This window comes from Pseudomonas sp. NS1(2017) (genome assembly GCF_002269425.1).
In the GTDB taxonomy this organism is placed as follows: Bacteria; Pseudomonadota; Gammaproteobacteria; order Pseudomonadales; family Pseudomonadaceae; genus Aquipseudomonas; species Aquipseudomonas reactans.
On the sequence record NZ_CP022960.1, the window covers coordinates 2,920,457 to 2,943,236 of the forward strand.

Below are 22,780 nucleotides of genomic sequence, written 5' to 3' on the forward strand. Positions count from 1 at the left end.
AGTCCCAATGATTTATTCCGAGCCGCGACTCGGCGCGTCAAGCGCATCGCTGCCCAGCCTCAGCCCGCAGGCGCTGGCCGACGAACTCGCGCGCCTGGGTTATCAGGGTGTTGAGTGGCGCGTGGCCGATACGCGGCAACTTCAGCCCACTCACCCCTGGAACGCGCGCACCAACAATCTGTGCACGGTGGCTCCCGACGCCACTGCCGTCATGCGGATCCAACAGCATTGCCAGGCGCTTGGGTTGCAGACGTTTGGCATCAGCCCGTACCTCGAAGTGGGGGATCTGGGGCAGACGTATCTAATGATGGACCTGGCCGCGCTGGCCGATCAGGCACGCTTGAGGTTGTGGGCTCCCAGCTATGAGGACGAGCGCTATCCCCAGGCATATGCGCGGATGCGTCGCTATCTTGACCAGATACTGCCGCGCGCCGAGTCGTTGGGTGTTCGACTGGTGCTGGAAGTGCACCAACGCACCATCTGTTCCAGCCCATCGCTGGCGATGCGTGTGGCCGAGCATTACCCGGCCGATCGCCTGGGAATCATCTATGACATCGGCAACCTGGGCATCGAAGGCCGCGAAGACGTGCAAATGTCGCTGGACCTGATGGGCAAACACCTCGCCCATGTGCAAATCAAAAACGTCGCCTACACCGCCCTTGGTCCGGGCCTTGGATGGAAGTGGGAGTGGTGCCCGCCAGACGAAGGCGTGTTGCCGTTGCGCGCGATGCTCGCGACGTTGCGTTCGAGTGGTTTCAGCGACTGGGTCTCCATCGAAGATTTTTCCACTTCCTACAGTGACCTGCAAAAACTTTCCCGCAACTACTCGCTGGTCCGCAGCTACATGGGGCTGGACGGCGCGTAGGAGCCAGACACTCTCGTGAGGCTGAATTACACATGAACATCACGCAATCCAACCGTCGCGTGGCATTGATCACCGGTGCTGCCGGCGAACTTGGTCGGGCGATTTGCCAGCGTCTTTGCCAGGACGGCTTCGACATCGCCGCTGTCGACTTGAATCTGGATGCTGCCAAAGCCCTGGTTGATGGATTGGACGGGGCGCCGGGGCAGTTGCTGCTGGCGATTCAGGCAGACCTTGGCGATGAGGCCTCCATCAGCGCGATGGTGGACGAGGTCGGGCAGAGTTTTGGCCGGATCGACGTGGTGGTGAACAACGCGGCGGTCAACCATCGTGGTTCGATCTACGACTTCAGCGTCGAACAGTGGGACCACATGATGGCCGTGAACCTGCGGGGGCCGGCGCTGCTCTGTCAAAAAGTAGCGCCTTACTGGAAGGCTCAGGCCAGTGGTTGCGTGGTCAACATGGTGTCGCGTTGCTGGGTGGCCGGCGGCCCTCCTGCCTATGTGGCGTGCAAGGCCGGGCTGGTTGGGCTGACACGTTCAATGGCGCGTGAACTGGCGCCGCATAACGTCACGGTGAATGCGATTGCGCCCGGCTTTTTGCCATCGGCCTTCACCATGGACGGCAGGGATGCAGAGAGTTTCGAGCGCATAGCCCAGAACGCCATCGGCAGCACTCCGCTCAAGCGTCTGACCACACCGCAGGACGTCGCCAATACCGCGTCCTTTCTGGCTTCCAGCAATGCCGGCTTTATCACGGCGGAAGTGATCCATGTGTGCGGCGGTAGCCAGTTGGCGCCCTTCGGCGTTGGCTGACAGCCCGTTTTTGTTCAACCACCATAATTCCAATAAAGGTTGCCTTCCAATGAACAATAATCAGCCGGACAACCGGCGCATGGCACGCAAAGCCGCGTTTGGCAGTTTTCTGGGCAGCGTCGTCGAGTACTACGACTTCTTCATTTATGGCTCAGCTGCCGCCCTGGTATTCAACAAGATATTTTTTCCGTCCGACGACCCCATGGCCGGCACCTTGGTAGCCCTTGCTACGTTTGGCGTGGGATACGTTGCCAGGCCGATAGGTGCGCTGTTGTTCGGGCACCTGGGCGATCGCATCGGGCGTAAGCAGGTCTTGATGATGACGCTCCTGTTGATGGGGCTCGCTACCTTTACGATCGGCCTGCTGCCGACCCATGCAAGCATCGGCGCCTGGGCACCGGCGTTGCTGGTGCTTTGCCGGCTGCTGCAAGGGCTTTCGGCGGGGGGCGAACAGGTCGGTGCCAGTCTGCTGACCATGGAGCACGCGCCTGGAAAGAACCGCGCGTTTTATACCAGTTGGTTGATCAACGGCGCCTCGATGGGCTCGATTCTCGCCACCGCGGTATTCATTCCTTTGTCGATGCTGTCAGAAGAGCAGTTGCTGGCGTGGGGTTGGCGCATTCCGTTTCTGCTCAGCGCGGTGATGGTGGTGATTACCTGGTTGATCCGCCGAGGTGTGGATGAAAGCCCCGAGTTTCTGGCTAAAAAGACGGACCCAATGCATATTCCGGTCGTGGAGATGTTCAGCAAGGAATGGCGCGCCTTTATCAGTGTGTTCTGTTGTGCACTAATTGCTTCGGTGTCCTCGTTGGTGATCATCTTTGGCTTATCGTGGGCCACCAATAATAATGGCGTTGACCGGTCGGCGATGTTGATGGCTATCGCGGCCAGTCAGGTGGGGGCGTTGATGTGCCAACCATTGTTCGGTCTGCTGGCAGATCGTATGGGCAAGCGAGTGATCTTTGCTGGCGGGTCGTTGGCTAGTTGTGCGGGGGTATTCCTGTTCTTGTGGTCGATTACCACCGGCCAGATTGGCTTGATCGTTTTCAGTACGGTGCTGCTCAAGGCGGTGTTCTACAGTGCACCGAACGCGCTGTGGCCATCGTTCTATGCCGAAATGTTCAGCATTCGGGTGCGCTACACTGGCGTTGGGCTTGCCACGCAACTGAGCTTTATTGTCGCCGGTTTCTCCCCGAGCGTGTGTTATGCGCTGCTGGGCGAGGGCGGTAAGTGGCTGCCGGTCGGCTACTTCATTGGTGGGCTGGCGCTGGTGGCGGCCATTGCGGCGATACTGTCGCGCCCGGCGAGTGAAATGGCGGTGGAACAGCAAGCATTGCAGGTTGCTCAGAGAGGCTGATCCGCACGATAGATCCAAGCCGAAAAAAAACCGCTTCCTTTACAGGGAAGCGGTTTTTTATTGCCGTGCTATCAGAACAACTTCAGCGCCGGTGCTTCTTCTTTCAACGGCTCGTTCTTCGCGGTCTGCTCGTTCCAACCGCCGCCGAGGGCCTTGTACAGGTTGACCTCGCTGGTCAGCTGCGCCAGGCGGTCGGTGATCAGCGATTGCTGGGCACTGAACAGTTGGCGCTGGGCATCGAGGAACGTCAGGTTGCTGTCGACACCAATGCGGTAGCGACGCTCGGCCAGTCGGTAGTAATCCTGGTTGGCCGCGACGAAGCCACGCTGGGCATCCAGTTGCTGCTTGTAGGTCTCACGTGCGGCGAGGCCGTCGGAGACTTCCTGGAAGCCGGTCTGGATGGCCTTCTCGTAGTTCGCCACATTGATCTCTTTCTGGATCTTCGAGTAGTCCAGGCTGGCGCGCAGGCTGCCGGCGTTGAAGATCGGGATGTTGATCTGCGGGGCGAACGACCAGGTGCCCGAGCCGCCCTTGAACAAGCCGCCCAGGTTCGGGCTCGCGGTACCGGCGCTGGCGGTCAGGGTGATGCTCGGGAAGAACGCAGCACGGGCCGCGCCGATGTTGGCGTTGGCGGCCTTGAGGTTGTACTCGGCCTGGACAATGTCGGGACGACGTTGCAGCAGGTCGGACGGCAAGCCGGCCGGCACTTCGCTGAGCAGGTCATCCGACAGCGGCTTGCTGGCGATATTCGCCGGCAGGCCGGTGCCCAGCAGCAGGGTCAGGCTGTTTTCGTCCTGGGCCACCTGGCGGGTATAACGCGCCAGGGCGACCCGGGCGTTTTCCACCGAGGTGCGCGACTGGCTCAGGTCGAGGGCCGAGGCCACGCCGACTTCGTTACTGCGCGAGGTGAGCTTGAAGCTCTGCTCGTAGGCATCCAGGGTGTCCTGGGTGAGCTTGAGCAGTTCCTTGTCGGCCTGCCAGGTCAGGTAGGCATTGGCCACGCTGGCCACCAGGCTGATCTGGGTACTGCGCCGTGCTTCTTCAGTGGCGAAGTACTTTTGCAGGGCTTCTTCGCTCAGGCTGCGTACGCGACCGAACAGGTCCAGCTCATAGGAGCTGATCCCGAGACCGGCCGAGTATTGGCTGCTGATGGTCGATTCGCCAGTCTGCGACAGGCGGGCCGGCGTACGCGAACGGCTGCCGCTGCCCGTGGCCGATACGGCCGGGAACAGGTCGGCGCGCTGGATCTGGTACTGCGCGGCATAGGCGTCGATGTTCAGCGCCGCGACACGCAGGTCGCGGTTGTTCACCAGCGCGGTCTGGATCAGTTGTTGCAGGGCAGGGTCATGGAAAAACTGCTTCCAGCCCTGCTCGGCAGCGGCCTGGCTCGGCGCCTGGGCCGACGAATACGCCGGCCCCTGCGGGAACTGTGCGGCCACCGGCGCTTCGGGGCGCTGATAGTCAGGTATCAGCGAGCAGCCACTGAGCACGAATGCCGTGACGGCTAGGGAAAGTAGCGACTTGCTCATTGGCCAGCCTCTTTAGGGGTTTCAGTTGTGTCAGTCTTTTTACGTTCGCCAGCGGCGGATACGGTTGCGAAGAACAAAGGCACCCAGAAGATCGCCAGCACAGTGGCCGTGATCATACCGCCGATTACACCGGTACCGATGGCGTGCTGGCTGCCTGAACCGGCGCCCGAGGAGATCGCCAGTGGCAGTACGCCGAGGATGAACGCCATGGAGGTCATGATGATCGGGCGCAGACGCATGCGAGACGCCTCGATGGCTGCCTCGACGATGCCTTTGCCCTGTTCGTGGAGCTCTTTGGCGAACTCCACGATCAAGATGGCGTTCTTCGCCGCCAAGCCCACCGTCACCAACAGGCCCACCTGGAAGAACACGTCGTTGGACAGCCCGCGCATGCTGGTGGCGATCAACGCACCCACCACGCCCAGCGGCACAACGAGTACCACCGCAATCGGGATCGACCAGCTTTCGTACAGGGCCGCGAGGCACAGGAACACCACCAGCAGCGACAGGGCGTACAGCGCAGGTGCCTGGGAGCCGGACAGACGTTCTTCGTACGACAGGCCCGTCCAGGCATAACCTACGCCCGCAGGCAATTGCTTGGCGATACGCTCGACTTCGGCCATGGCGTCACCGGTACTGTAGCCCGGTGCCGGGGTACCGAGGATTTCCATCGCCGCTACACCGTTGTACCGCGAGAGCTTCGGCGAACCGTAGATCCACTTGCCCGAGGAAATGGCCGACATTGGCACCATCTTCCCGGAGTCGCTGCGCACGTACCACTTGTCCAGGTCTTCCGGGGACATCCGGCCAGCGGCTTCGCCTTGCACGTACACCTTCTTCACCCGACCACGGTCGATGAAGTCGTTGACGTAGCTGCCACCCAGGGCAATCGCCAGGGTCTGGTTGATGCTCGACAGGGTGATGCCCTGGGCGCTGGCCTTCTCGTCGTCGACGGTCAGCTCGTACTGCGGCTCATCGTTCACGCCGTTGGGGCGCACGCCCGCCAGGATCTTGCTTTGTGCGGCGGCACCCAGGAACTGGTTGCGCGCTTCCATCAGTTTTTCGTGGCCGACACCGCCCTGGTCTTGCAGGAACACGTCGAAACCGGTGGCGTTACCCAGCTCCAGAACCGAAGGCGGCACGATGGCAAATACCATGGCGTCCTTGAAGGCCCCGAAGAAGTAACCCTGGGCACGCTTGGCCACTTCGAATACCGACATGGATGCGTCACGCTCATCCCATGGCTTGAGCATCACGAACGCCAGGCCCGAACTCTGGCCACGGCCAGCGAAGTTGAAGCCGTTGACGGTAAACACCGATTTCACGGCCTTGCCTTCGCCCGGCTCGCCTTCCTTGTCGTTGAGCAGGAAGGCACGCATGTCGTCGATGACTTTTTGCGTACGCTCAGCCGAAGAACCGACCGGGGTCTGCACCTGGGCAAAGATCACGCCCTGGTCTTCTTCCGGCAGGAACGCGCTCGGGATGCGGGTGAACAGCCAGATCATGCCGGCGAAAATGATCAGGTACACGAAGAATGCAGGAAACTTGTGCTTGATCATGTTGCCCACGCCGCGCTCGTAGCTCAGTACGCCACGGTCGAAGGTGCGGTTGAACCAGCCGAAGAAACCACGCTTGGGTTGGCCGTGTTTCTCGGGGTCGATCGGCTTGAGCATGGTGGCGCACAAGGCCGGGGTGAAGATCAGGGCAACCAGTACCGACAACGCCATGGCCGAAACGATGGTGATGGAGAACTGTTTGTAGATCACACCGGTGGAGCCACCGAAGAACGCCATCGGCAACAGTACCGCCGACAGTACCAGGGCAATACCTACCAGGGCGCCCTGGATCTGGCCCATGGATTTCACCGTCGCTTCTTTAGGCGACAGGTGTTCCTCGGCCATCACCCGCTCGACGTTTTCCACCACCACGATGGCATCGTCCACCAGCAAACCGATGGCCAGGATCATGCCGAACATGGTCAGGGTGTTGATGGTGAAGCCGAACGCGGCCAGGATCCCGAAGGTGCCCAGCAATACCACCGGTACCGTCATGGTGGTGATGATGGTGGCGCGGAAGTTCTGCAGGAACAGGAACATCACCAGGAACACCAGCACGATCGCTTCGACCAGGGTGTGCACTACACCGGAGATCGATTCGGTCACCACAGGCGTGGTGTCATACGGCACCACCGCCTTCATGCCAGGCGGGAAGAATGGTTCCAGGGACGCCACGGTGGCACGGATGGCCTTGGCGGTGTCCAGGGCGTTGGCGCCCGACGCGAGCTTGATCGCCATACCGGAAGCCGGCTTGCCGTTGAACTGTGCACTGATGCTGTAGTTCTGGCCGCCCAGTTCGATACGCGCGATGTCACGCAGGCGAACCTGCGAGCCGTCGGCATTCACCTTCATCAGGATCTTGCCAAACTGCTCGGCGGTTTGCAGACGGGTCTTGCCGATGATGGTTGCGTTCAGCTGGGTGCCGGGCAGGGCAGGCAGGCCACCCAATTGGCCGGTGGCCACCTGGACGTTCTGGGCCGCGATGGCTGTGCTGACGTCTACCGGGGTCAACTGGTAGTTGTTCAGCTTGGCCGGGTCGAGCCAGATCCGCATAGCGTATTGCGAACCGAACACCTGGAAGTCACCTACACCCGCGGTACGCGAGATCGGGTCCTGGATGTTGGACACGATGTAGTTGGACAGGTCGTCCTTGGTCATGCTGCCGTCTTCCGACACCAGACCGATCACCATCAGGAAGTTCTTCACCGACTTGGTCACGCGGATACCCTGTTGCTGCACTTCTTGCGGCAGCAATGGGGTCGCCAGGTTCAGCTTGTTCTGCACCTGAACCTGGGCGATGTCCGGGTTGGTCCCCTGGTTGAACGTCGCGGTGATGGTCATGCTGCCGTCGGAGTTACTGTCCGAGGCCACATAACGCAGGTTGTCGATACCGTTGAGCTGTTGCTCGATGACCTGCACCACGGTGTCCTGCACGGTTTGTGCGGACGCGCCTGGGTAGGTCACCTGGATGTCGATGGCGGTGGGCGCGATGGCCGGGTATTGGTTGATGGGCAACTTCAGGATCGACAGTGCCCCGACCAGCATGATCACCAGGGCAATTACCCAGGCGAAAATGGGACGGTCGATAAAAAATTTCGACATGGGTTACTCCCCCTGGCCAGCAGCGGCAGCAGGAGCTGGAGCAGAACCGGCAGGCTTGGCGTTGTCGGCGTCCTTGACCTTGACTTCGATGCCCGGCTTGATGAATTGCAGGCCTTCGGTGATCACGCGGTCACCGGCATTCAAGCCTTTTTCCACCAGCCAGTAGGCGCCGGCCGTGCGGTTGGCCACCAGTTGACGCTGTTCGACCTTGTTGTCCTTGTTCACCACCATTGCGGTCGGGATACCTTTGATATCGCGGGTCACGCCTTGTTGGGGTGCCAGGATGGCTTTGCTGTTCACGCCGGCTTGCAGTTGGGCGTGTACGAACATGCCCGGCAGCAGGGTGTGGTCAGGGTTGGGGAACACGGCGCGCAGGGTTACGGAACCGGTGGTCTGGTCAACCGACACTTCGGAGAATTCCAGTTTGCCGTCCTGGCCGTAGGCGCTACCGTCTTCCAGGGTCAACTTGACCTTGGCGGCGTTGGCGCCGGCTTTTTCCAGCTGGCCGCTTTCCAGGTCGCGGCGCAGTTTCAGCATCTCAGCCGAAGACTGCGTGACGTCGACGTAGATCGGGTCCAGTTGCTGGATCACGGCCATGGCATCGGTCTGGCCGTTGCTGACCAGCGCGCCTTCGGTCACCGAAGAACGGCCGATACGCCCGGAGATCGGCGCGAACACCTTGGTGTAACGCACGTTGATCTGGGCCGTTTGAACGTTTGCTTCCGCAGTCATGCGGTTGGCGACGGCGGTGTCGTATTCCTGGCGGCTGACGGCTTGTTCATCGACCAACTGCTTGTAGCGGTCGGAGATGGACTTGGTCTGGGTCAGGCTGGCTTGTGCGCTTTTCAGGGTGGCGTCATACACCGACGGGTCGATCTGGTAGAGCTGTTGCCCTTCCTTCACGTCGCCGCCTTCCTTGAACAGGCGCTTGAGAATGATGCCGTTGACCTGTGGGCGAACTTCCGCGATGCGGTAGGCGGTGGTGCGGCCTGGCAGCTCGGACGTCAGGGTATAGGCTTGCGGTTGAATGGTGACCACGCCGACCTGAGGGGTTTGAGCGGGCGGAGCCGCTTCTTCCTTTTTACATCCGCTGAGCAGCGATGCCAGGGCGACGGCAGTGACCAGAGCGGTAACAGCTGGCTTAAGTTGCATGAAGATCCTCGGGTCAGGCGCGCAGAGTGCGCACAAGAAGTGTGGAAGGGTAAAAAACAAGCACTGACTGGATAAGTAGCTTGCTACGCAATATACTTACGTTCATGGTTGTTTGTAAACTCTTGACAGGCTGCGCGGAATGTTGACAAAGCAACGCCCAAAGCCTCGATTTCACTACGTTCGGCACCCATGACGGTGTCGTCCCACAAATATTCGGATGATCGTTACCGACGGTTAATTCTGCGTTAACGATAGTCTCAGATGTCCTGATTGAGGTTGTACTGCCATGGTTCGTCGCACCAAAGAAGAAGCTCAGGAAACGCGCAGCCAGATTCTTCAAGCCGCCGAGCAAGCCTTCTATGAGCGCGGCGTCGCGCGGACCACGCTGGCGGACATCGCCGCGCTGGCCGGTGTGACGCGGGGTGCCATCTACTGGCATTTCAGTAACAAATCCGATTTGCTCCAGGCGTTGCTCGACACGCTGCATGAGCCGCTGGATGAGTTGGCCAGGGCGAGTGAAAGCGAGGATGAACTCGACCCGCTGGGCTGTATGCGCAAGCTGCTGATTCATTTGTTTCATCAAGTGGCCCTGGACCCGAAAACCCGGCGCATCAACGAGATCTTGTTCCATAAGTGCGAATTCACCGATGAAATGTGCGATATGCGTCGCCAACGTCAGACCCATAGCCTGGAGTGCAACCTGCGCATCGGTCTGACCTTGCGTAACGCGGTCCATCGCGGGCAACTGCCGGAAAACCTCGATACCACCCGTGGCGCGGTGTGCATCCACGCTTACATCAACGGGCTGATCGGCCAGTGGCTGCTGGTTCCCGACAGCTTCCAACTGCATCAGGAAGCCGAACGCTGGGTGGATGCCGGGCTGGACATGCTGCGCTGGAGCCCCAGCCTGCGCAATTAAGACAAAATGCGTAATTGCATCAGGTTGTGTCAACAGTAAAGCCCAAGGACAGTCAATCGTCCTTCCGCCTGATCGGTGGGGTGACTTTATATACGGGCTGGCGGGCGGTTGATAGGTAGCCGCCTAAGTATTTTGTAGCGATTTTGTTGCAGGGCTGTGAAGGAATGTTACCCAGCGTCCATGAAAAAGCCCCGGTTCCTGCGAACCGGGGCTTTTTCGTTTCAGCTTTTTACATCACAGCGCCAGGGTCGGGTAGTCGATGTAGCCGACTGGGCCTTTGCTGTAGAACGTATCCGGGCGTGCTTCATTCAACGGCGCGTCAGCCTTCAAGCGAGCCGGCAGATCCGGGTTGGCAATGAACGGCACACCCCAGGCCACGGCATCGGCTTTGCCTTCGGCCAGCCAGGCGTTGGCGCTGTCCTTGGTGAAGCGTTCGTTGGCGATGTACACGCCGCCGAAAGCCTTCTTGAGTTGTGGACCGAGGCTGTCGCCAGCTTCTTTCTCACGGGAGCAGATGAAGGCGATACCACGCTTGCCCAGTTCGCTGGCGACGTAGGTGAAGGTTTCCGCCAGGTTGTCGTCGCCCATGTCATGGGAGTCGGCGCGTGGTGCCAGGTGCACACCCACACGGCCAGCGCCCCAGACTTCGATGGCCGCGTCGGTCACTTCCAGCAGCAGGCGTGCACGATTTTCCAGGGAGCCGCCGTACTGGTCGGTGCGCTGGTTGGTGCTGCTCTGCAGGAACTGGTCGAGCAGGTAGCCATTGGCGCCGTGGATTTCCACGCCGTCGAAACCGGCGGCCTTGGCATTCTCGGCGCCGGTGCGGTAGGCGTCGACGATGTCGGCGATTTCAGCGGTTTCCAGGGCGCGTGGCGTCGGGTAGTCGGCCAATGGGCGTACCAGGCTGACGTGGCCTTTAGGCTGGATCGCGCTCGGGGCCACCGGGCTTTCGCCGTTCAGGTACGACTCATGGGAAATACGCCCCACATGCCACAGTTGCAGGAAGATCTTGCCGCCCGCGCCATGAATCGCCTTGGTGACGTTGGCCCAGCCGCGTACCTGATCGTTGGACCAGATGCCCGGCGTGTCCGGGTAACCCACGCCCAGTGGCGTCACGGACGTGGCTTCGCTGAGGATCAGCCCGGCGGAGGCACGTTGCACGTAGTACTCGGCCATCAGCGCGTTGGGCACGCGACCGGCGTCGGCACGGCAGCGGGTCAGCGGCGCCATGATGATGCGGTTCGACAGTTCCAGGTCGCCCAGTTTGATTGGATCGAAAATAGTCGTCATGGGGAAAGCACCTTTGTCTTTTAAGTGGATCAGTGTCTTTGAAGTGGGTCAGTTGGTCGCGGGGACCAGGTCGGCATTGCCGCTCTGACGGAAAGTAATCAGGGTCACCAACAGCGCGAGGATCGCCAGGGCTGCTGCGGCCAAGGGCACGCTGGTCAGGCCGAAACCGTGGGCAATCACACTGCCACCGACCCAGGCGCCGAGGGCATTGCCGATGTTGAACGCGCCGATGTTCAGGGTGGACACCAGGTTCGGCGCGGCCTTGCCGAAGGTCACCACGTTGATCTGCAAGGCAGGCACGGCGGCGAACGACGCGGTGGCCCACAGGAACAGGGTGATTTCGGTCGGGATCACGGCGACGCTGGTCCAGGTCAGTGCCGTGGAGACCACCGCCATGCTGATGAATACGCCGATCAGAGTGGCCGCCAGGCGCTTGTCCGCCAGCTTGCCGCCGATGATGTTGCCGACGGTAAGGCCCAGGCCGATCAGCAGCAGGGTCCAGGTCACGCCTTTGGGCGACACGCCGGTGACATCGCCCAGCAGCGGCGCGACGTAGGTGAAGAGGGTGAACATGGACGCGGCAAACAACGCGGTCATGCTCAACGACAGCCAGATGCCGGCGCCCTTGAGGGCGCCCAGTTCGGCACGCATGTCGAGTTTCTCTTCATCACGCTTGGCCGGCAGGAAGCGGATCAGGCCGATCAACGCCACCACACCAATCACTGTCACCGCCCAGAAGGTCGAGCGCCAGCCGGCTTCCTGGCCCAGTGCCGTACCCAGCGGCACGCCGAGCACATTGGCCAGGGTCAGGCCGGTGAACATCAAGGCCACGGCCGAAGCCCGCTTGTTGGCCGGCACCAGGTTGGCGGCTACGACTGAACCAATCCCAAAGAATGCCCCGTGGCACAGCGCGGTGACGACACGGGCAAACATCAGCACGTTATAGTCACTGGCCAGGGCGCAGAGCAGGTTGCCGATAATGAAGATGCCCATCAACGCTACCAGTGCCGCCTTGCGTGGCAGCTTGGCGGTGGCCAGTGCCATGAATGGCGCGCCGATCGCCACGCCCAGGGCGTAGCCGGTCACCAGCCAACCGGCGCCGGGAATCGACACACCCAGGTCCGTCGCCACATCGGGCAACAAGCCCATGATGACGAACTCGGTGGTGCCGATGGCGAAGGCGCTGAGGGCCAGTATGAGTAGCGAGAGGGGCATTAGGGTTTCCTTGTTACAACGCGGCGCTGTCGTGCGCGCTGAGTTCGGTGGTGAGCGCCGCGAGGAAGGCCTGGATGGTGTCCTCGTTGCGTTTGAAAAAGTGCCACTGGCCGGCCTTCTGGCTGCTGATCAACCCGGCGCGTTGCAGGGTGGCCAGGTGGGCCGACACGGTCGACTGGGACAAGCCGCAGCGCTGGTCGATCTGCCCGGCGCAGATGCCGTATTCGTGGTTGTGCAGTTGTTCGGGGAATTGCACTTTCGGGTCTTTCAGCCAGGTGAGGATGTCTCGTCGTACTGGGTGCGCCAGGGCTTTTATTATTTCGTCGAGGTCGATGGACATGGCAGGTGCTCGGTGTCGTACAGCGTTATATCGCGATGAGGCGAATTTTATATCGGTCTATCCCGATAGACCAATATGATTTTGGTCTGAGCCTAGGCTCATTCGGTATATCGGGTTATAACGATACGTTGAGGGCAGTGGTAGACTGCGCACCATGAATTATCTCGCACATCTGCACCTGGGCGGCCAACTTCCTGCGCAACTGCTGGGCAGCCTCTATGGCGACTTCGTCAAAGGCCGCCTGCAGGGCCAGTTCAGCCCGCAAATCGAATCGGCGATCCAGTTGCATCGTTCCATCGACCGCTTCACTGACAGCCACCCGCTGGTGGGGGAGGCGTTGTCACGCTTCAGCCTGACACGCAGGCGCTATGCCGGGATCGTCCTCGATGTGTTTTTCGACCACTGCCTGGCGCGGGACTGGACTCTGTATGCCGACCAGCCCCTGGAGCGTTTCACGTCGCAGGTGTACCGCGTGCTGGCGGCCGAGCCGCAATTGCCGGGGCGGTTGGCGCAGATTGCGCCGTACATGGCGGCGGATGATTGGTTGGGCTCGTACCGTGAGTTTGCGGTGATGGAGCAGGTGTTGCGGGGGATCTCCCGAAGGTTGACACAGCCGCAGGAGTTGGGTTTTGCGATGCAAGAGTTGCGGGTGTTGTATGAGCCGTTGAGTGAAGACTTCAGCGTTTTCTACCCGCTGTTGCAAGACTTCTGTAGGAGCGAGCTTGCTCGCGAAGATCGTCAACGATAACGCAGCGCTATCAGCCAGCCCGTGGCGCCTATTCGTTTTTCGCGAGCAAGCTCGCTCCTACAGTGAATCGGGTTCAGGCGGCAATCAGCGCGCCGCGGGGTTCGGCCGGCTGCACCACTTCACCAAACAACGCCTTCTGCACCGCCTGCTGCGCCTGATACGCCAGCGCCGCGCGTTCCTGCCCGGCGCAGGCGATCGGCTTGAGCACATGGATTTCCACATCGCCTTGGTCGTTCGCAAACAAACGCATCAGGTGCGAGAGCAAATCATCATCGCCAATAAAAGGCGCCAGCGGGTCGACTTGCCCATCACGCAGGTAACGGATCGCCACCGGTTGCAGCGACACATCCGCATCGATCGCACTGGCCAGCAAGCGTCCGTGGAAGGTACGCAGGCTGCGCCCGTCGGTGGTGGTGCCTTCCGGGAACATCAACAGCGGGTGCTGTTGCTCCAAGTGGCGGGTCATCTGCTTGCGGATCAACTGGCTGTCGCCCGAACCTCGGCGGATAAACAAGCTGCCAGCCTTGGCCGCCAACCAACCTGCCACCGGCCAGGTGCGCACTTCGGCCTTGGACAGGAATGACATCGGCGCCACGGCGCCGAGCAGCGGAATATCGGTCCAGGACACGTGATTGCTCACCCACAGCATCGGCTGCGTTGGCAATTCGCCGTGCACCGTCACGCGAAAGGGCAGCGCGTTGGTCAGCCGCGCCATAAAGAAACGCGACCAACGCTGGCGCCGTACCATCGAATTGGCGATGCCCATGCGCTCGAATACCCCAAACACGCTGGCCATGCTCAAGCCCAGCGCCACCACCACCAGCACGCGGGCAATGCGCCCGTAAACCCGCAGGCGGCTCATCACATTGCAGCCTTGAAGTGGCGGGCGTAACGCGGGCACAGCTCATCGCGCTTGAGCAGGATGAACACGTCGGCCACCTGGAAATCTTCATCCCAGCACGGCTCGCCGCAGATCTTCGCACCCAGGCGCATGTACGCCTTGAGCAATGGCGGCATCTCGGCGATCACGTTGGACGGCAGGTCCAGCGCCGGCAGTGGTTTCTTCGGTTCGGCGCGCAGGTGTTCATTGCACAGATAGCGTTCGCGCAGGCGCTGCATGATTGCGTGGGCCTGGATGCCGCCATCGTGCATCGGGATGCTCGCGCACCCCATCAGGTAGCTGTAGCCGCCCTGGTTGAGCACTTCGGCCAATTCGCCCCACAACACGGCGATGGTGCCGCCGTTGCGGTAGGCGGGGTCGACGCAGGTGCGGCCGATTTCCAGGATCGGGCCTTGCAGATGGAGCAAGCCATGCAGGCTGAATTCTTCTTCACTGTAGAACCGGCCCAGGGTGCTGGCAGCCTGGTGGTCCAGCAAACGGGTGGTGGCGACGAGTCGACCGCTGTTCAAGTCCCGCACGCCAATGTGGCTGCAGTGAACATCATAGTCATCCATGTCCAGGCCCAGTTCCGCGCCTTTCAGCTTGGCGTTGAATTCGCCGCTGAACACGTTGAACCGCAGGGCCTGGGCTTCCTGCAACGCCTGCGCGCCAACCAGGCGTTCGGCTTGCAGACGGCGTTCATTGCCGGTGTCGCTGATGCGGGCGATCTGAGTCATGGCGAGTCTCCGAGTGCCGGCCACGATTTCGGCCGGTCGACTTTGTTGTCCAAACTCAGGCTATGTAGGCTCGGTGTCATCTCCATGAAGTTATGGTGACGCTTGGATGACAGCCCTCGCTGTCGCAAATCTGTCATCAGCCTCGGCTAGGCTCGCGGGCTTGAATGCCCCCCTTGAGTCTGCGTCCATGGTCAGAGGCCTGTTGTGTGTTGCCCTGCTGTTTGTCACCGTTGCCGCTCACGCTGAAACCTGGCCCGATAAAGACTGGGCCAAGGGAATACCGCTTTCTGGTCCCGCTGTTGATGCCCTGGAGGCCTACGCCTTCCCGGCACGAGATGACGCCACCCGCCAAGGCATTCGCACCGACGCGCTGTTGGTGATTCGTGACGGTGAAGTGATCTACGAACGCTACGCCGCGCCCACCAGCGCCAGCACCCCGCACCTCACTTGGTCCGTCAGCAAAAGCCTGATGGCAACTGTGTTGGGCGTGGCCTACGGCGAAAACCGCTTCAAACTGAGCGACCCCGCCGCGCGTTTTTATCCTCCGATGAAACAGCACCCAACCGTGACCATGGCCGACCTGCTGCACTGGGCCTCGGGCCTCGACTGGCAGGAAGACTACGAATACGCGCCGTTGAAATCCTCGGTGGTGGCGATGCTCTACACCCGTGGCCGTGGCGACATGGCCGACTTTGCCGCCGACACCGAGGCCGCCGCTGCACCGGGCCAGGTGTTCCGTTACTCCAGCGGCGACACCAATATCCTGTCCGCCACCCTTAAAGGCATGCTTGGGCACAAGGCCTATATGAGTTACCCGTGGGATGCGCTGTTCAAGCCCTTGGGCATTCGTAATGCCACCTGGGAGACTGACGCCGATGAAACCTTCGTCGCCTCGTCCTATGCCTACCTCACCGCTCGTGACTTGGCGCGTGTCGGTTTGCTGATGGCGCGGGACGGTCGCTGGGGCGATCAACAACTGCTGCCGAAAGACTGGGTCGCCTTTAACCGCCAGCCCTTCGATAAATACAAACCCGGCCAGGACGAAGCCGTCCCCGGTGGTCATTGGTGGCTCAATAAAGGCGCGTCAAGACCCTGGCCCGATGCTCCCGCCGACACCTTCGCCGCCCTCGGCCATTGGGGCCAGGCGCTGTACGTGATGCCTGACGAACACCTGGTGATCGTGCGCTACGGCGATGACCGTGACGCCAGCTACCGGCATAACGAACTGCTCAAGCGCGTACTCGCGGCGGTGCAACCATGATCCGTCGTCGGCCGTTTACCAGTGTGTTTCTGCTGTTATTGCTCGCCTTGCTGGGCTGGCTCTGGCACGAACGCGTCAACCTGCAAGCCTTCCCCGACATCATCGCGGCCTACAGCGCCAAGGAGTACTGCTCGTGCCGGTATGTGGCGAACAACCCGGCGGAGTATTGCCGGGGGTACGTGAAGCAGTACGTGCCGACGAGTGCGTTCAGAGATAATCCGGAGCGCAGTGAGGTGACGGCCAGTGGGTTGGGGCGCACGCATATGGCGCGCTGGTTGGGGGAGCGGCAGGGGTGTCGCCTGCTGCCCTAGGACTTACCTTCCCACGCTTCAAACGCAACGTGCAGCGTCCTGATTTTGATGCCGCGCGCATGTAGTAATATTGCCGGTGGCCGATGACAGGGATTGCGGCCCTTCATAGGCAGAGCGGACGTTTCTGGCTCTAGCGCGTGTGGCTCAAAATTACTTCAGGATGATAAGAATGCGAATGGGCATGGAGAAAGGCCATTTTTTTGAGGGCTTGATGATTGGACTGTTTTTATTCTTTATGACCGCTTATGGTTTCCGGTCGAGCGATAACGCTGCTATTTATATTTCTGTCTGCGCGGCTAATGCACTTTTGTTCCCGTTCTCAAGGCGCGCAGTAGAAAACATTGTCTTCAGTGTTACTGGGAAACGCTTTTGGGGGTCAGCTCCATTAAGGACGGCTGCATCCCAGGGTGGTCACACACTGTTATGGCTGTTCTATTTTGTCTTCGCCCTTCCCCTCGGTGGGTTCTATTTGATCTGGTTGTACAGAAAAAATAATGCCCTCTAGCACGTTTTCCTTACACAAGATTCGACCCAGTTATTCATGATTGTTGGCCGCCTGGTTTTTGGCGGCACTTCCCCCTCCAACGCAAGCAAGCTTGCTCACCGCAGAGAGAGGCAAGCTTCAGGAAAACTATGTAATGCCGCAAGGTTCCACAGGGTGGAACCACCTTTGATTGTCCTTGCGCCCACATCGCGGTTAGCTGGCGATGTGCAGCAAACAAGAACGGGAACACCCGCCTGTGAGGAGAATCACCATGCGCCCACACCAGCACATCCTGGATTGGCTCAGCGACGTCGCTGGCGATTTGCACGCCGTGCGCCAGGACATCCACGCCCATCCTGAACTTGGCTTTGAAGAAAACCGCACCAGCGCGCTCGTTGCCAAATCGTTGCAGGAGTGGGGCTATGAGGTGCACACCGGTATCGGCAAGACCGGTGTGGTGGGCGTGCTGCGCAATGGCAGCAGTTCGCGCACCCTGGGCATTCGTGCCGACATGGATGCGTTACCCATCATCGAAAACACCGGCGCGTCCTACACCAGCCAACACGCCGGTTGCATGCACGCCTGCGGCCATGACGGCCACACCACCATGTTGCTCGGCGCCGCGCGCTACCTGGCGGCGACGCGGCAGTTCGACGGCACCTTGAACCTGATTTTCCAACCCGCCGAAGAAGGCCAGGGGGGCGCCGAAGCCATGCTGGCCGACGGTTTGCTGGAGCGTTTCCCCTGCGATGGCTTGTTTGGCATGCACAACATGCCGGGGCTGCCGGCGGGGCATCTGGGCTTGCGCGTCGGGCCGATGATGGCCTCGCAGGACTTGCTCACCGTGACCCTCGAAGGCGTTGGCGGCCACGGCTCCATGCCGCATTTGACGGTGGACCCGCTGGTGGCGGCAGCGAGCATGGTCATGGCGTTGCAGACGGTGGTGGCGCGCAATATCGACACCCAGGAAGCCGCCGTGGTCACGGTCGGCGCGCTGCAAGCGGGCCAGGCAGCCAACGTGATTCCCCAACAGGCGCTGTTGCGTCTGAGCCTGCGCGCGCTCAATCCCAAGGTGCGTGAGCAGATGCTGGAGCGGGTGTTCGCCATCATCCACACCCAGGCCGCCAGCTTTGGCTGCACGGTGCAGATCGAACACCGCCCGGCTTATCCGGTGCTGGTCAACCACGCCGAAGAAACCGAATTCGCCCGCCAGGTTGGCGTCGCCTTGCTCGGTGCCGACGCGGTGGACGGTAACACCCGCACGCTGATGGGCAGCGAAGACTTCGCCTGGATGCTGCAACGCTGCCCCGGCAGCTACCTGTTCATCGGCAACGGCGTGTCGCGGCCGATGGTGCATAACCCCGCCTACGACTTCAACGACGACATCCTGCTGACGGGCGCCGCCTATTGGGGCGCGCTGGCCGAGAGCTGGCTCAAGCCTGCCTGACGACCTTCTTTTTCTGCCGCTGGACCCTTTCCCTCGATCGGTTGAATGGAGTGTTCCTCATGCAGACTGCAAAACCAGGTGTGTCCCGCACCCGCCAAGTGGTGGCGGCTGTGATCGGCAATGCGCTGGAATGGTATGACTTCATTGTCTACGGCTTTCTCGCGAGCATCATCGCCCGACAGTTTTTTCCTTCAGATGACGAGTACGCCTCGCTGCTGATGGCCTTGGCCACTTTCGGCGTGGGCTTTTTCATGCGCCCGGTGGGCGGCATCCTGCTGGGGATGTATTCCGACCGCAAAGGCCGCAAGGCCGCGATGCAGTTGATTATCCGGCTGATGACCGTGTCCATCGCGTTGATCGCCTTTGCGCCCAACTACGCCGCCATCGGCATGGGCGCGCCTTTGTTGATCGTGGTAGCGCGCATGCTTCAAGGCTTTGCCACCGGCGGTGAGTACGCGAGTGCTACGGCGTTCCTGGTGGAAAGCGCGCCAGCCCATCGCAAGGGCTTATATGGCTCCTGGCAATTGGTGGGGCAATGCCTGGCCGTGTTCGGCGGCGCGGCGATGGTGGCGGCGGTCACGCATTTCTTTTCGCCGCAAACCCTCGACCTGTGGGGCTGGCGTCTGCCGTTCGTGTTCGGTTTGCTGATTGGCCCGGTGGGCCTGTGGATTCGTCGGCACATGGAAGACCCGGAAGAATTCATCGAGGCACGCAAACAGGCGACCGGCCCGGCGCCGAGCCTGATGCAGGTGGTGCGCGAGCATCGGCGCAGCATCCTCGTATCCATGGGCCTGGCCTGTGGCGCGACGGTGTCGTTCTATGTGGTGCTGGTGAACATGCCGACCTTTGCCCACAAAAGCCTCGGTCTGCCGCTGGATCAAGTGCTGATGGTGCAGATGTTTGCGGTGGCGCTGATGACCGTGGTGATTCCGCTGTCTGGTTTGCTGTCGGACCGCCTGGGACGGCGGCCGGTGTTGATGGCGTTCACCCTGGCGTTTTTTGTGATGGTCTATCCGCTGTATGTTTGGGTCGCCGCCGCGCCGTCCATCGAGCGTCTGCTGGTGATGCAAGTGATGCTGTGCACCGCCATCGGTGGGTTCTTCGGCCCGGCGCCGACCGCGCTGGCCGAGCAGTTTCCCACCGAAGTTCGCTCGACCGGTGTATCGGTCGCCTATAACGTGGCGGTCATGGTGTTCGGCGGTTTTGCGCCGCTGATCGTCACCTGGCTGACCAAAGTGCTGGGCACGCCGGTCGCCCCATCCTTCTATGTATTGTTCGCTTGCGTGCTGACGCTGCTGGGCACCTACTGCATGCATGAGGCGCCGCGGGCACAGAAGCCGCTGCCGTTTTCCAAAGAGGTGAAGCCTTGAGTATTGTTGATTGGGATGCCACCGAACTGTCGCGGGCGATCCACGCACGGCAGGTGTCGTGCGAAGAGGTGATGCAGGCGTATCTGGCGCAGATCCAGCGCTTCAATCCGACGGTGAATGCGCTGGTGTCGCTGCGTGATGCCGATGACGTGTTGGCGGAGGCGCGGGGGCGTGATCGCGAGCTGGACCAAGGCCAGTCGCGCGGCTGGATGCACGGCATGCCCCAGGCGATCAAGGACCTCGCTGCTACCCAAGGCTTGCGCACCACCTTGGGCTCTCCGCTGTTCGCCGAGCACGTGCCCAGCGAAGACGCCATCAGCGTGGCGCGGGTGCGGGCCAGTGGCGCGATCATCATCGGCAAGAGCAACGTGCCGGAGTTCGGCCTGGGTTCGCAGACCTACAACACACTGTTCGGCACCACCGGCAATGCCTACGACCCCAGCCTCGTCGCGGGCGGCAGCAGCGGCGGGGCAGCGGTGGCCCTGGCGTTGCGCATGCTGCCGGTGGCCGACGGCAGCGACATGATGGGCTCGCTGCGCAACCCGGCGGCGTTCAACAACGTGTTTGGCTTGCGCCCGTCCCAAGGCCGAGTGCCTTACGGACCGGCCCCAGAACTGTTCGTGCAACAACTGGGCACCGAAGGCCCGATGGGCCGCAGCGTGACGGATGTGGCGCGGTTGTTGAGCATCCAGGCGGGTTACGACCCACGGGTGCCGTTGTCGTCCAAGGAGGACCCGGCGATGTTCGGCCAGCCCTTGCAGCGTGATTTCAAGGGCGCACGCCTGGGCTGGCTGGGGGATTACAACGGCTATCTGCCGATGGACGACGGCGTGCTGAGCCTGTGCGAATCGGCGCTCGGCGATTTCGCTGCATTGGGCTGCACCGTGGAAAGCTGCCAGCCGGACTTTTCCATGGCACGGCTGTGGCGCAGTTGGTTGGTGCATCGCCACTGGCTGGTGCACGGCAACCTCGGCGCGGCCTACGCCAACCCGCAGAAACGCGCACTGCTCAAGCCCGAGGCGCAATGGGAAGTGGAGGGTGGCCTGGCGTTGACAGCCCAGCAGGTGTACCAGGCATCGCTGGATCGCAGCGAGTGGTATCGCGCCCTCGCCAAGCTGTTCGAACGTTACGATTTTCTGCTTCTGCCCACCGCCCAAGTGTTCCCTTTCGATGCACAGCAGCCCTGGCCGCGCCTCGTTGGCGGGCGTGAAATGGACACCTACCACCGCTGGATGGAGGGGGTGATCGGCCCGACCCTGGCCGGGCTGCCGAGCATGAGTGTGCCGGTGGGCTTCAACCCCCAGGGCCTGCCCATGGGCGTGCAGATCATCGGCCCGGCCCAGGCGGATCGGGCGGTGCTGCAATTGGCCTATGCTCATGAACAGTTGACGCAGTGGGTGCAGCGTCGGCCGCCGACGTGCCTGGCATCGACGGGTTGAGCTGCGACCGGGCCTGTATCTTGCTGTGAACAATGATCATCCATCGGCAACAGGGAGATCGAACATGGAGACAGGCACCGTACGCTCGGTCGAGCGCGCACTGGCAATCGTCGAGTTGCTGGGCGCGCACCAGGCCCTGGGGCTGGAGGAGTTGCACTACCTCACACGCCTGCCCAAGGCCACGGTGTCGCGCATGTTGCTGACGTTGCAGGAGCAGGGCTGGGTCTATCGCGGCTTGAGCGATCGTCGTTACCGCCTGCGCGCCCAGCGCCTGTTCGGCGACACCCAGCAACGCTTCAAACGCCAAGTCGTGGAAAGCGCGGCGCCGTGGCTGCTGGAACTTAGCGAGCGCACCGGGCTGGTGGTGGATTTGTCCTGTTTTGATGGCGAGCGCCTGGAAGTCATGGAGAGCGCGATCCCCAGCGTGTTGCGCAAGCTGTACCCCAACAATTGCCAGATCGTCGGCCAGCACGCCAGCCTGTTTCATTCGGCGATGGGCAAGGCCTGCCTGACCCAGTTATCGGCTGAAGAAGTGCAGCGCCTGGCCGGTCGCGATCAGGTGGCGGCGGACGAGCAATACCAGGCCTGCGAGCAAACCCAGCACCAGGGCTTTGGCCAGCGCACCGAGGGTTATTGGGAGTATCCGGTGCGTTTGCCGTTCCTGATTCGCGCCGTCGCCTTGCCGGTGCGCGCCAATGGTCGTCTGGTTGGGAGCATGGCGCTGCATTGGCCGATGCATCAGGCGCCGGTGGAGCGGGTGTTGAACCTGCACATGGCCAGCCTGGAAGAGACGGTGCGCGAAGTGCAGCGCGCATTGGCGTAACCCTCGCGATCCGGTTAAGGTTCGTTCAGGTTTTTCGCCCCACGAGTCTTCAATGTTCAACGCTTCCGTGATCAAACCCCTGGCCTTCGCCCTGTTGGCCGCCGCTGCTGTGCCTGCCCATGCCGACTGGTATCTGGATAACGAATCGTCGCGTCTGTCGTTCGTCACCACCAAGAACACCGAAATCGCCGAAGTGCAGCGTTTCCTGGTGTTGCACGGCAAGGTCGACAGCAAGGGCGCGGCGCAACTGGAGGTCGAGCTGGAGTCCGTCAATAGTGGCATCCCGCTGCGCGACGAGCGCATGCGCAATCAATTGTTCGAGATCAAAACCTTTCCCGATGCGCTGATCAACGCGCAGATCAACCTGCAGCCGATCAATGATTTGGCTCCCGGCGCACAATTGGAGTTGCGCCTGCCGTTGTCCGTGACCCTGCACGGCAAGACCCAGACCTACAGCGCCGAGTTGCTGGCCACGCGGTTGGACGACCGACGCTTCCAAGTGGTGACCCTGGAACCGCTGGTGGTACATGCGGAGGATTTCGACCTGGCGCCGGGCGTGGCAGCGTTGCGTAAGGCAGCGGGGCTCAAGTCGATCAGTCTGTCGGTGCCGGTGGGTGCGGTGCTGATTTTCACGGCGCGCTGA

Annotated in this window: 20 protein-coding genes; 12 read left to right on the plus strand and 8 right to left on the minus strand. The window is 61.4% G+C overall.

The window, feature by feature from the left end; translation table 11 throughout:
• The first annotated feature begins 7 nt into the window (after positions 1–7).
• The 3 genes from CI807_RS13775 to CI807_RS13785 are packed head-to-tail and all read left to right on the plus strand — an operon-like array spanning position 8 to position 3,034.
• Positions 8–865: a sugar phosphate isomerase/epimerase gene (locus tag CI807_RS13775; protein WP_095015027.1), complete on the plus strand. Its 858-nt coding sequence runs from the start codon at positions 8–10 to the stop codon at positions 863–865.
• A 32-nt stretch (positions 866–897) separates the two neighbouring features.
• Positions 898–1,677, plus strand: a complete 780-nt coding sequence (locus tag CI807_RS13780) for an SDR family NAD(P)-dependent oxidoreductase (protein ID WP_095015028.1) — start codon at positions 898–900, stop codon at positions 1,675–1,677.
• A 49-nt stretch (positions 1,678–1,726) separates the two neighbouring features.
• Positions 1,727–3,034, plus strand: a complete 1,308-nt coding sequence (locus CI807_RS13785; RefSeq protein WP_177409577.1) for an MFS transporter — start codon at positions 1,727–1,729, stop codon at positions 3,032–3,034.
• A gap of 71 nt (positions 3,035–3,105) precedes the next feature.
• Here CI807_RS13785 and adeC read toward each other — a convergent pair whose 3' ends face one another.
• From adeC to CI807_RS13800, 3 genes are read right to left on the minus strand one after another with little or no spacing between them, the layout of a single operon-like run.
• Positions 3,106–4,563 carry an AdeC/AdeK/OprM family multidrug efflux complex outer membrane factor gene (gene adeC, locus CI807_RS13790; RefSeq protein WP_016975095.1) on the minus strand — a complete coding sequence of 486 codons (1,458 nt, stop codon included), beginning with the start codon at positions 4,561–4,563 and terminating at the stop codon, positions 3,106–3,108.
• Positions 4,560–7,721 carry an efflux RND transporter permease subunit gene (locus CI807_RS13795; RefSeq protein WP_016975096.1) on the minus strand — a complete coding sequence of 1,054 codons (3,162 nt, stop codon included), beginning with the start codon at positions 7,719–7,721 and terminating at the stop codon, positions 4,560–4,562. The genes adeC and CI807_RS13795 overlap by 4 nt, the downstream gene beginning before the upstream one ends.
• Before the next feature lie 3 nt (positions 7,722–7,724).
• A complete protein-coding gene (locus tag CI807_RS13800) occupies positions 7,725–8,873 on the minus strand; it encodes an efflux RND transporter periplasmic adaptor subunit (RefSeq protein ID WP_033902717.1) in 1,149 nt (382 codons plus the stop codon).
• A gap of 286 nt (positions 8,874–9,159) precedes the next feature.
• On the opposite strand from CI807_RS13800, the gene CI807_RS13805 reads away from it, so the two are divergent.
• Positions 9,160–9,792, plus strand: coding sequence for a TetR family transcriptional regulator (locus tag CI807_RS13805; RefSeq protein ID WP_010212311.1), 633 nt, complete (start codon positions 9,160–9,162; stop codon positions 9,790–9,792).
• Positions 9,793–10,026: 234 nt separating this feature from the next.
• Here the strand turns inward: CI807_RS13805 and CI807_RS13810 are convergent, their stop codons facing one another.
• From CI807_RS13810 to CI807_RS13820, 3 genes are read right to left on the minus strand one after another with little or no spacing between them, the layout of a single operon-like run.
• Positions 10,027–11,082 (minus strand): alkene reductase, encoded by a 1,056-nt coding sequence (locus tag CI807_RS13810; protein WP_095015029.1) that lies wholly within the window; start codon positions 11,080–11,082, stop codon positions 10,027–10,029.
• A gap of 48 nt (positions 11,083–11,130) precedes the next feature.
• Positions 11,131–12,297, minus strand: a complete 1,167-nt coding sequence (locus CI807_RS13815) for an MFS transporter (protein ID WP_095015030.1) — start codon at positions 12,295–12,297, stop codon at positions 11,131–11,133.
• 13 nt (positions 12,298–12,310) lie between these two features.
• Complete coding sequence (locus CI807_RS13820; RefSeq protein WP_016975101.1) at positions 12,311–12,637, minus strand: helix-turn-helix transcriptional regulator; 327 nt, start codon at positions 12,635–12,637, stop codon at positions 12,311–12,313.
• A gap of 154 nt (positions 12,638–12,791) precedes the next feature.
• On the opposite strand from CI807_RS13820, the gene CI807_RS13825 reads away from it, so the two are divergent.
• On the plus strand, positions 12,792–13,385 hold the full coding sequence (locus CI807_RS13825) for an ACP phosphodiesterase (RefSeq protein WP_016975102.1): 594 nt from the start codon (positions 12,792–12,794) through the stop codon (positions 13,383–13,385).
• Positions 13,386–13,458: 73 nt separating this feature from the next.
• Here CI807_RS13825 and CI807_RS13830 read toward each other — a convergent pair whose 3' ends face one another.
• Both CI807_RS13830 and olsB read right to left on the minus strand, forming a co-directional pair.
• On the minus strand, positions 13,459–14,247 hold the full coding sequence (locus tag CI807_RS13830) for a lysophospholipid acyltransferase family protein (protein ID WP_095015031.1): 789 nt from the start codon (positions 14,245–14,247) through the stop codon (positions 13,459–13,461).
• Complete coding sequence (gene olsB / locus CI807_RS13835) at positions 14,247–15,002, minus strand: L-ornithine N(alpha)-acyltransferase (protein WP_003172415.1); 756 nt, start codon at positions 15,000–15,002, stop codon at positions 14,247–14,249. Before olsB ends, CI807_RS13830 begins: the two co-directional genes overlap by 1 nt.
• A 187-nt stretch (positions 15,003–15,189) precedes the next feature.
• Between olsB and CI807_RS13840 the strand changes: the two genes are divergently transcribed.
• The 7 genes from CI807_RS13840 (at position 15,190) to CI807_RS13875 (ending at position 22,780) form a co-directional block, all read left to right on the plus strand.
• On the plus strand, positions 15,190–16,263 hold the full coding sequence (locus CI807_RS13840) for a serine hydrolase (RefSeq protein ID WP_095015032.1): 1,074 nt from the start codon (positions 15,190–15,192) through the stop codon (positions 16,261–16,263).
• On the plus strand, positions 16,260–16,574 hold the full coding sequence (locus CI807_RS13845; RefSeq protein ID WP_095015033.1) for an amidase: 315 nt from the start codon (positions 16,260–16,262) through the stop codon (positions 16,572–16,574). The genes CI807_RS13840 and CI807_RS13845 overlap by 4 nt, the downstream gene beginning before the upstream one ends.
• Before the next feature lie 755 nt (positions 16,575–17,329).
• The gene (locus CI807_RS13855) at positions 17,330–18,505 is read left to right on the plus strand and encodes a M20 aminoacylase family protein (RefSeq protein WP_095015035.1); all 1,176 of its coding nucleotides are present in this window, start codon (positions 17,330–17,332) and stop codon (positions 18,503–18,505) included.
• Positions 18,506–18,564: 59 nt separating this feature from the next.
• On the plus strand, positions 18,565–19,875 hold the full coding sequence (locus tag CI807_RS13860; protein WP_095015036.1) for a citrate-proton symporter: 1,311 nt from the start codon (positions 18,565–18,567) through the stop codon (positions 19,873–19,875).
• Positions 19,872–21,314 carry an amidase gene (locus tag CI807_RS13865; RefSeq protein WP_095015037.1) on the plus strand — a complete coding sequence of 481 codons (1,443 nt, stop codon included), beginning with the start codon at positions 19,872–19,874 and terminating at the stop codon, positions 21,312–21,314. The genes CI807_RS13860 and CI807_RS13865 overlap by 4 nt, the downstream gene beginning before the upstream one ends.
• A gap of 64 nt (positions 21,315–21,378) precedes the next feature.
• Positions 21,379–22,137 carry an IclR family transcriptional regulator gene (locus tag CI807_RS13870; RefSeq protein ID WP_095015038.1) on the plus strand — a complete coding sequence of 253 codons (759 nt, stop codon included), beginning with the start codon at positions 21,379–21,381 and terminating at the stop codon, positions 22,135–22,137.
• 52 nt (positions 22,138–22,189) lie between these two features.
• Entirely contained in the window at positions 22,190–22,780 is a 591-nt protein-coding gene (locus CI807_RS13875; protein ID WP_095015039.1) for a YceI family protein, read from the plus strand.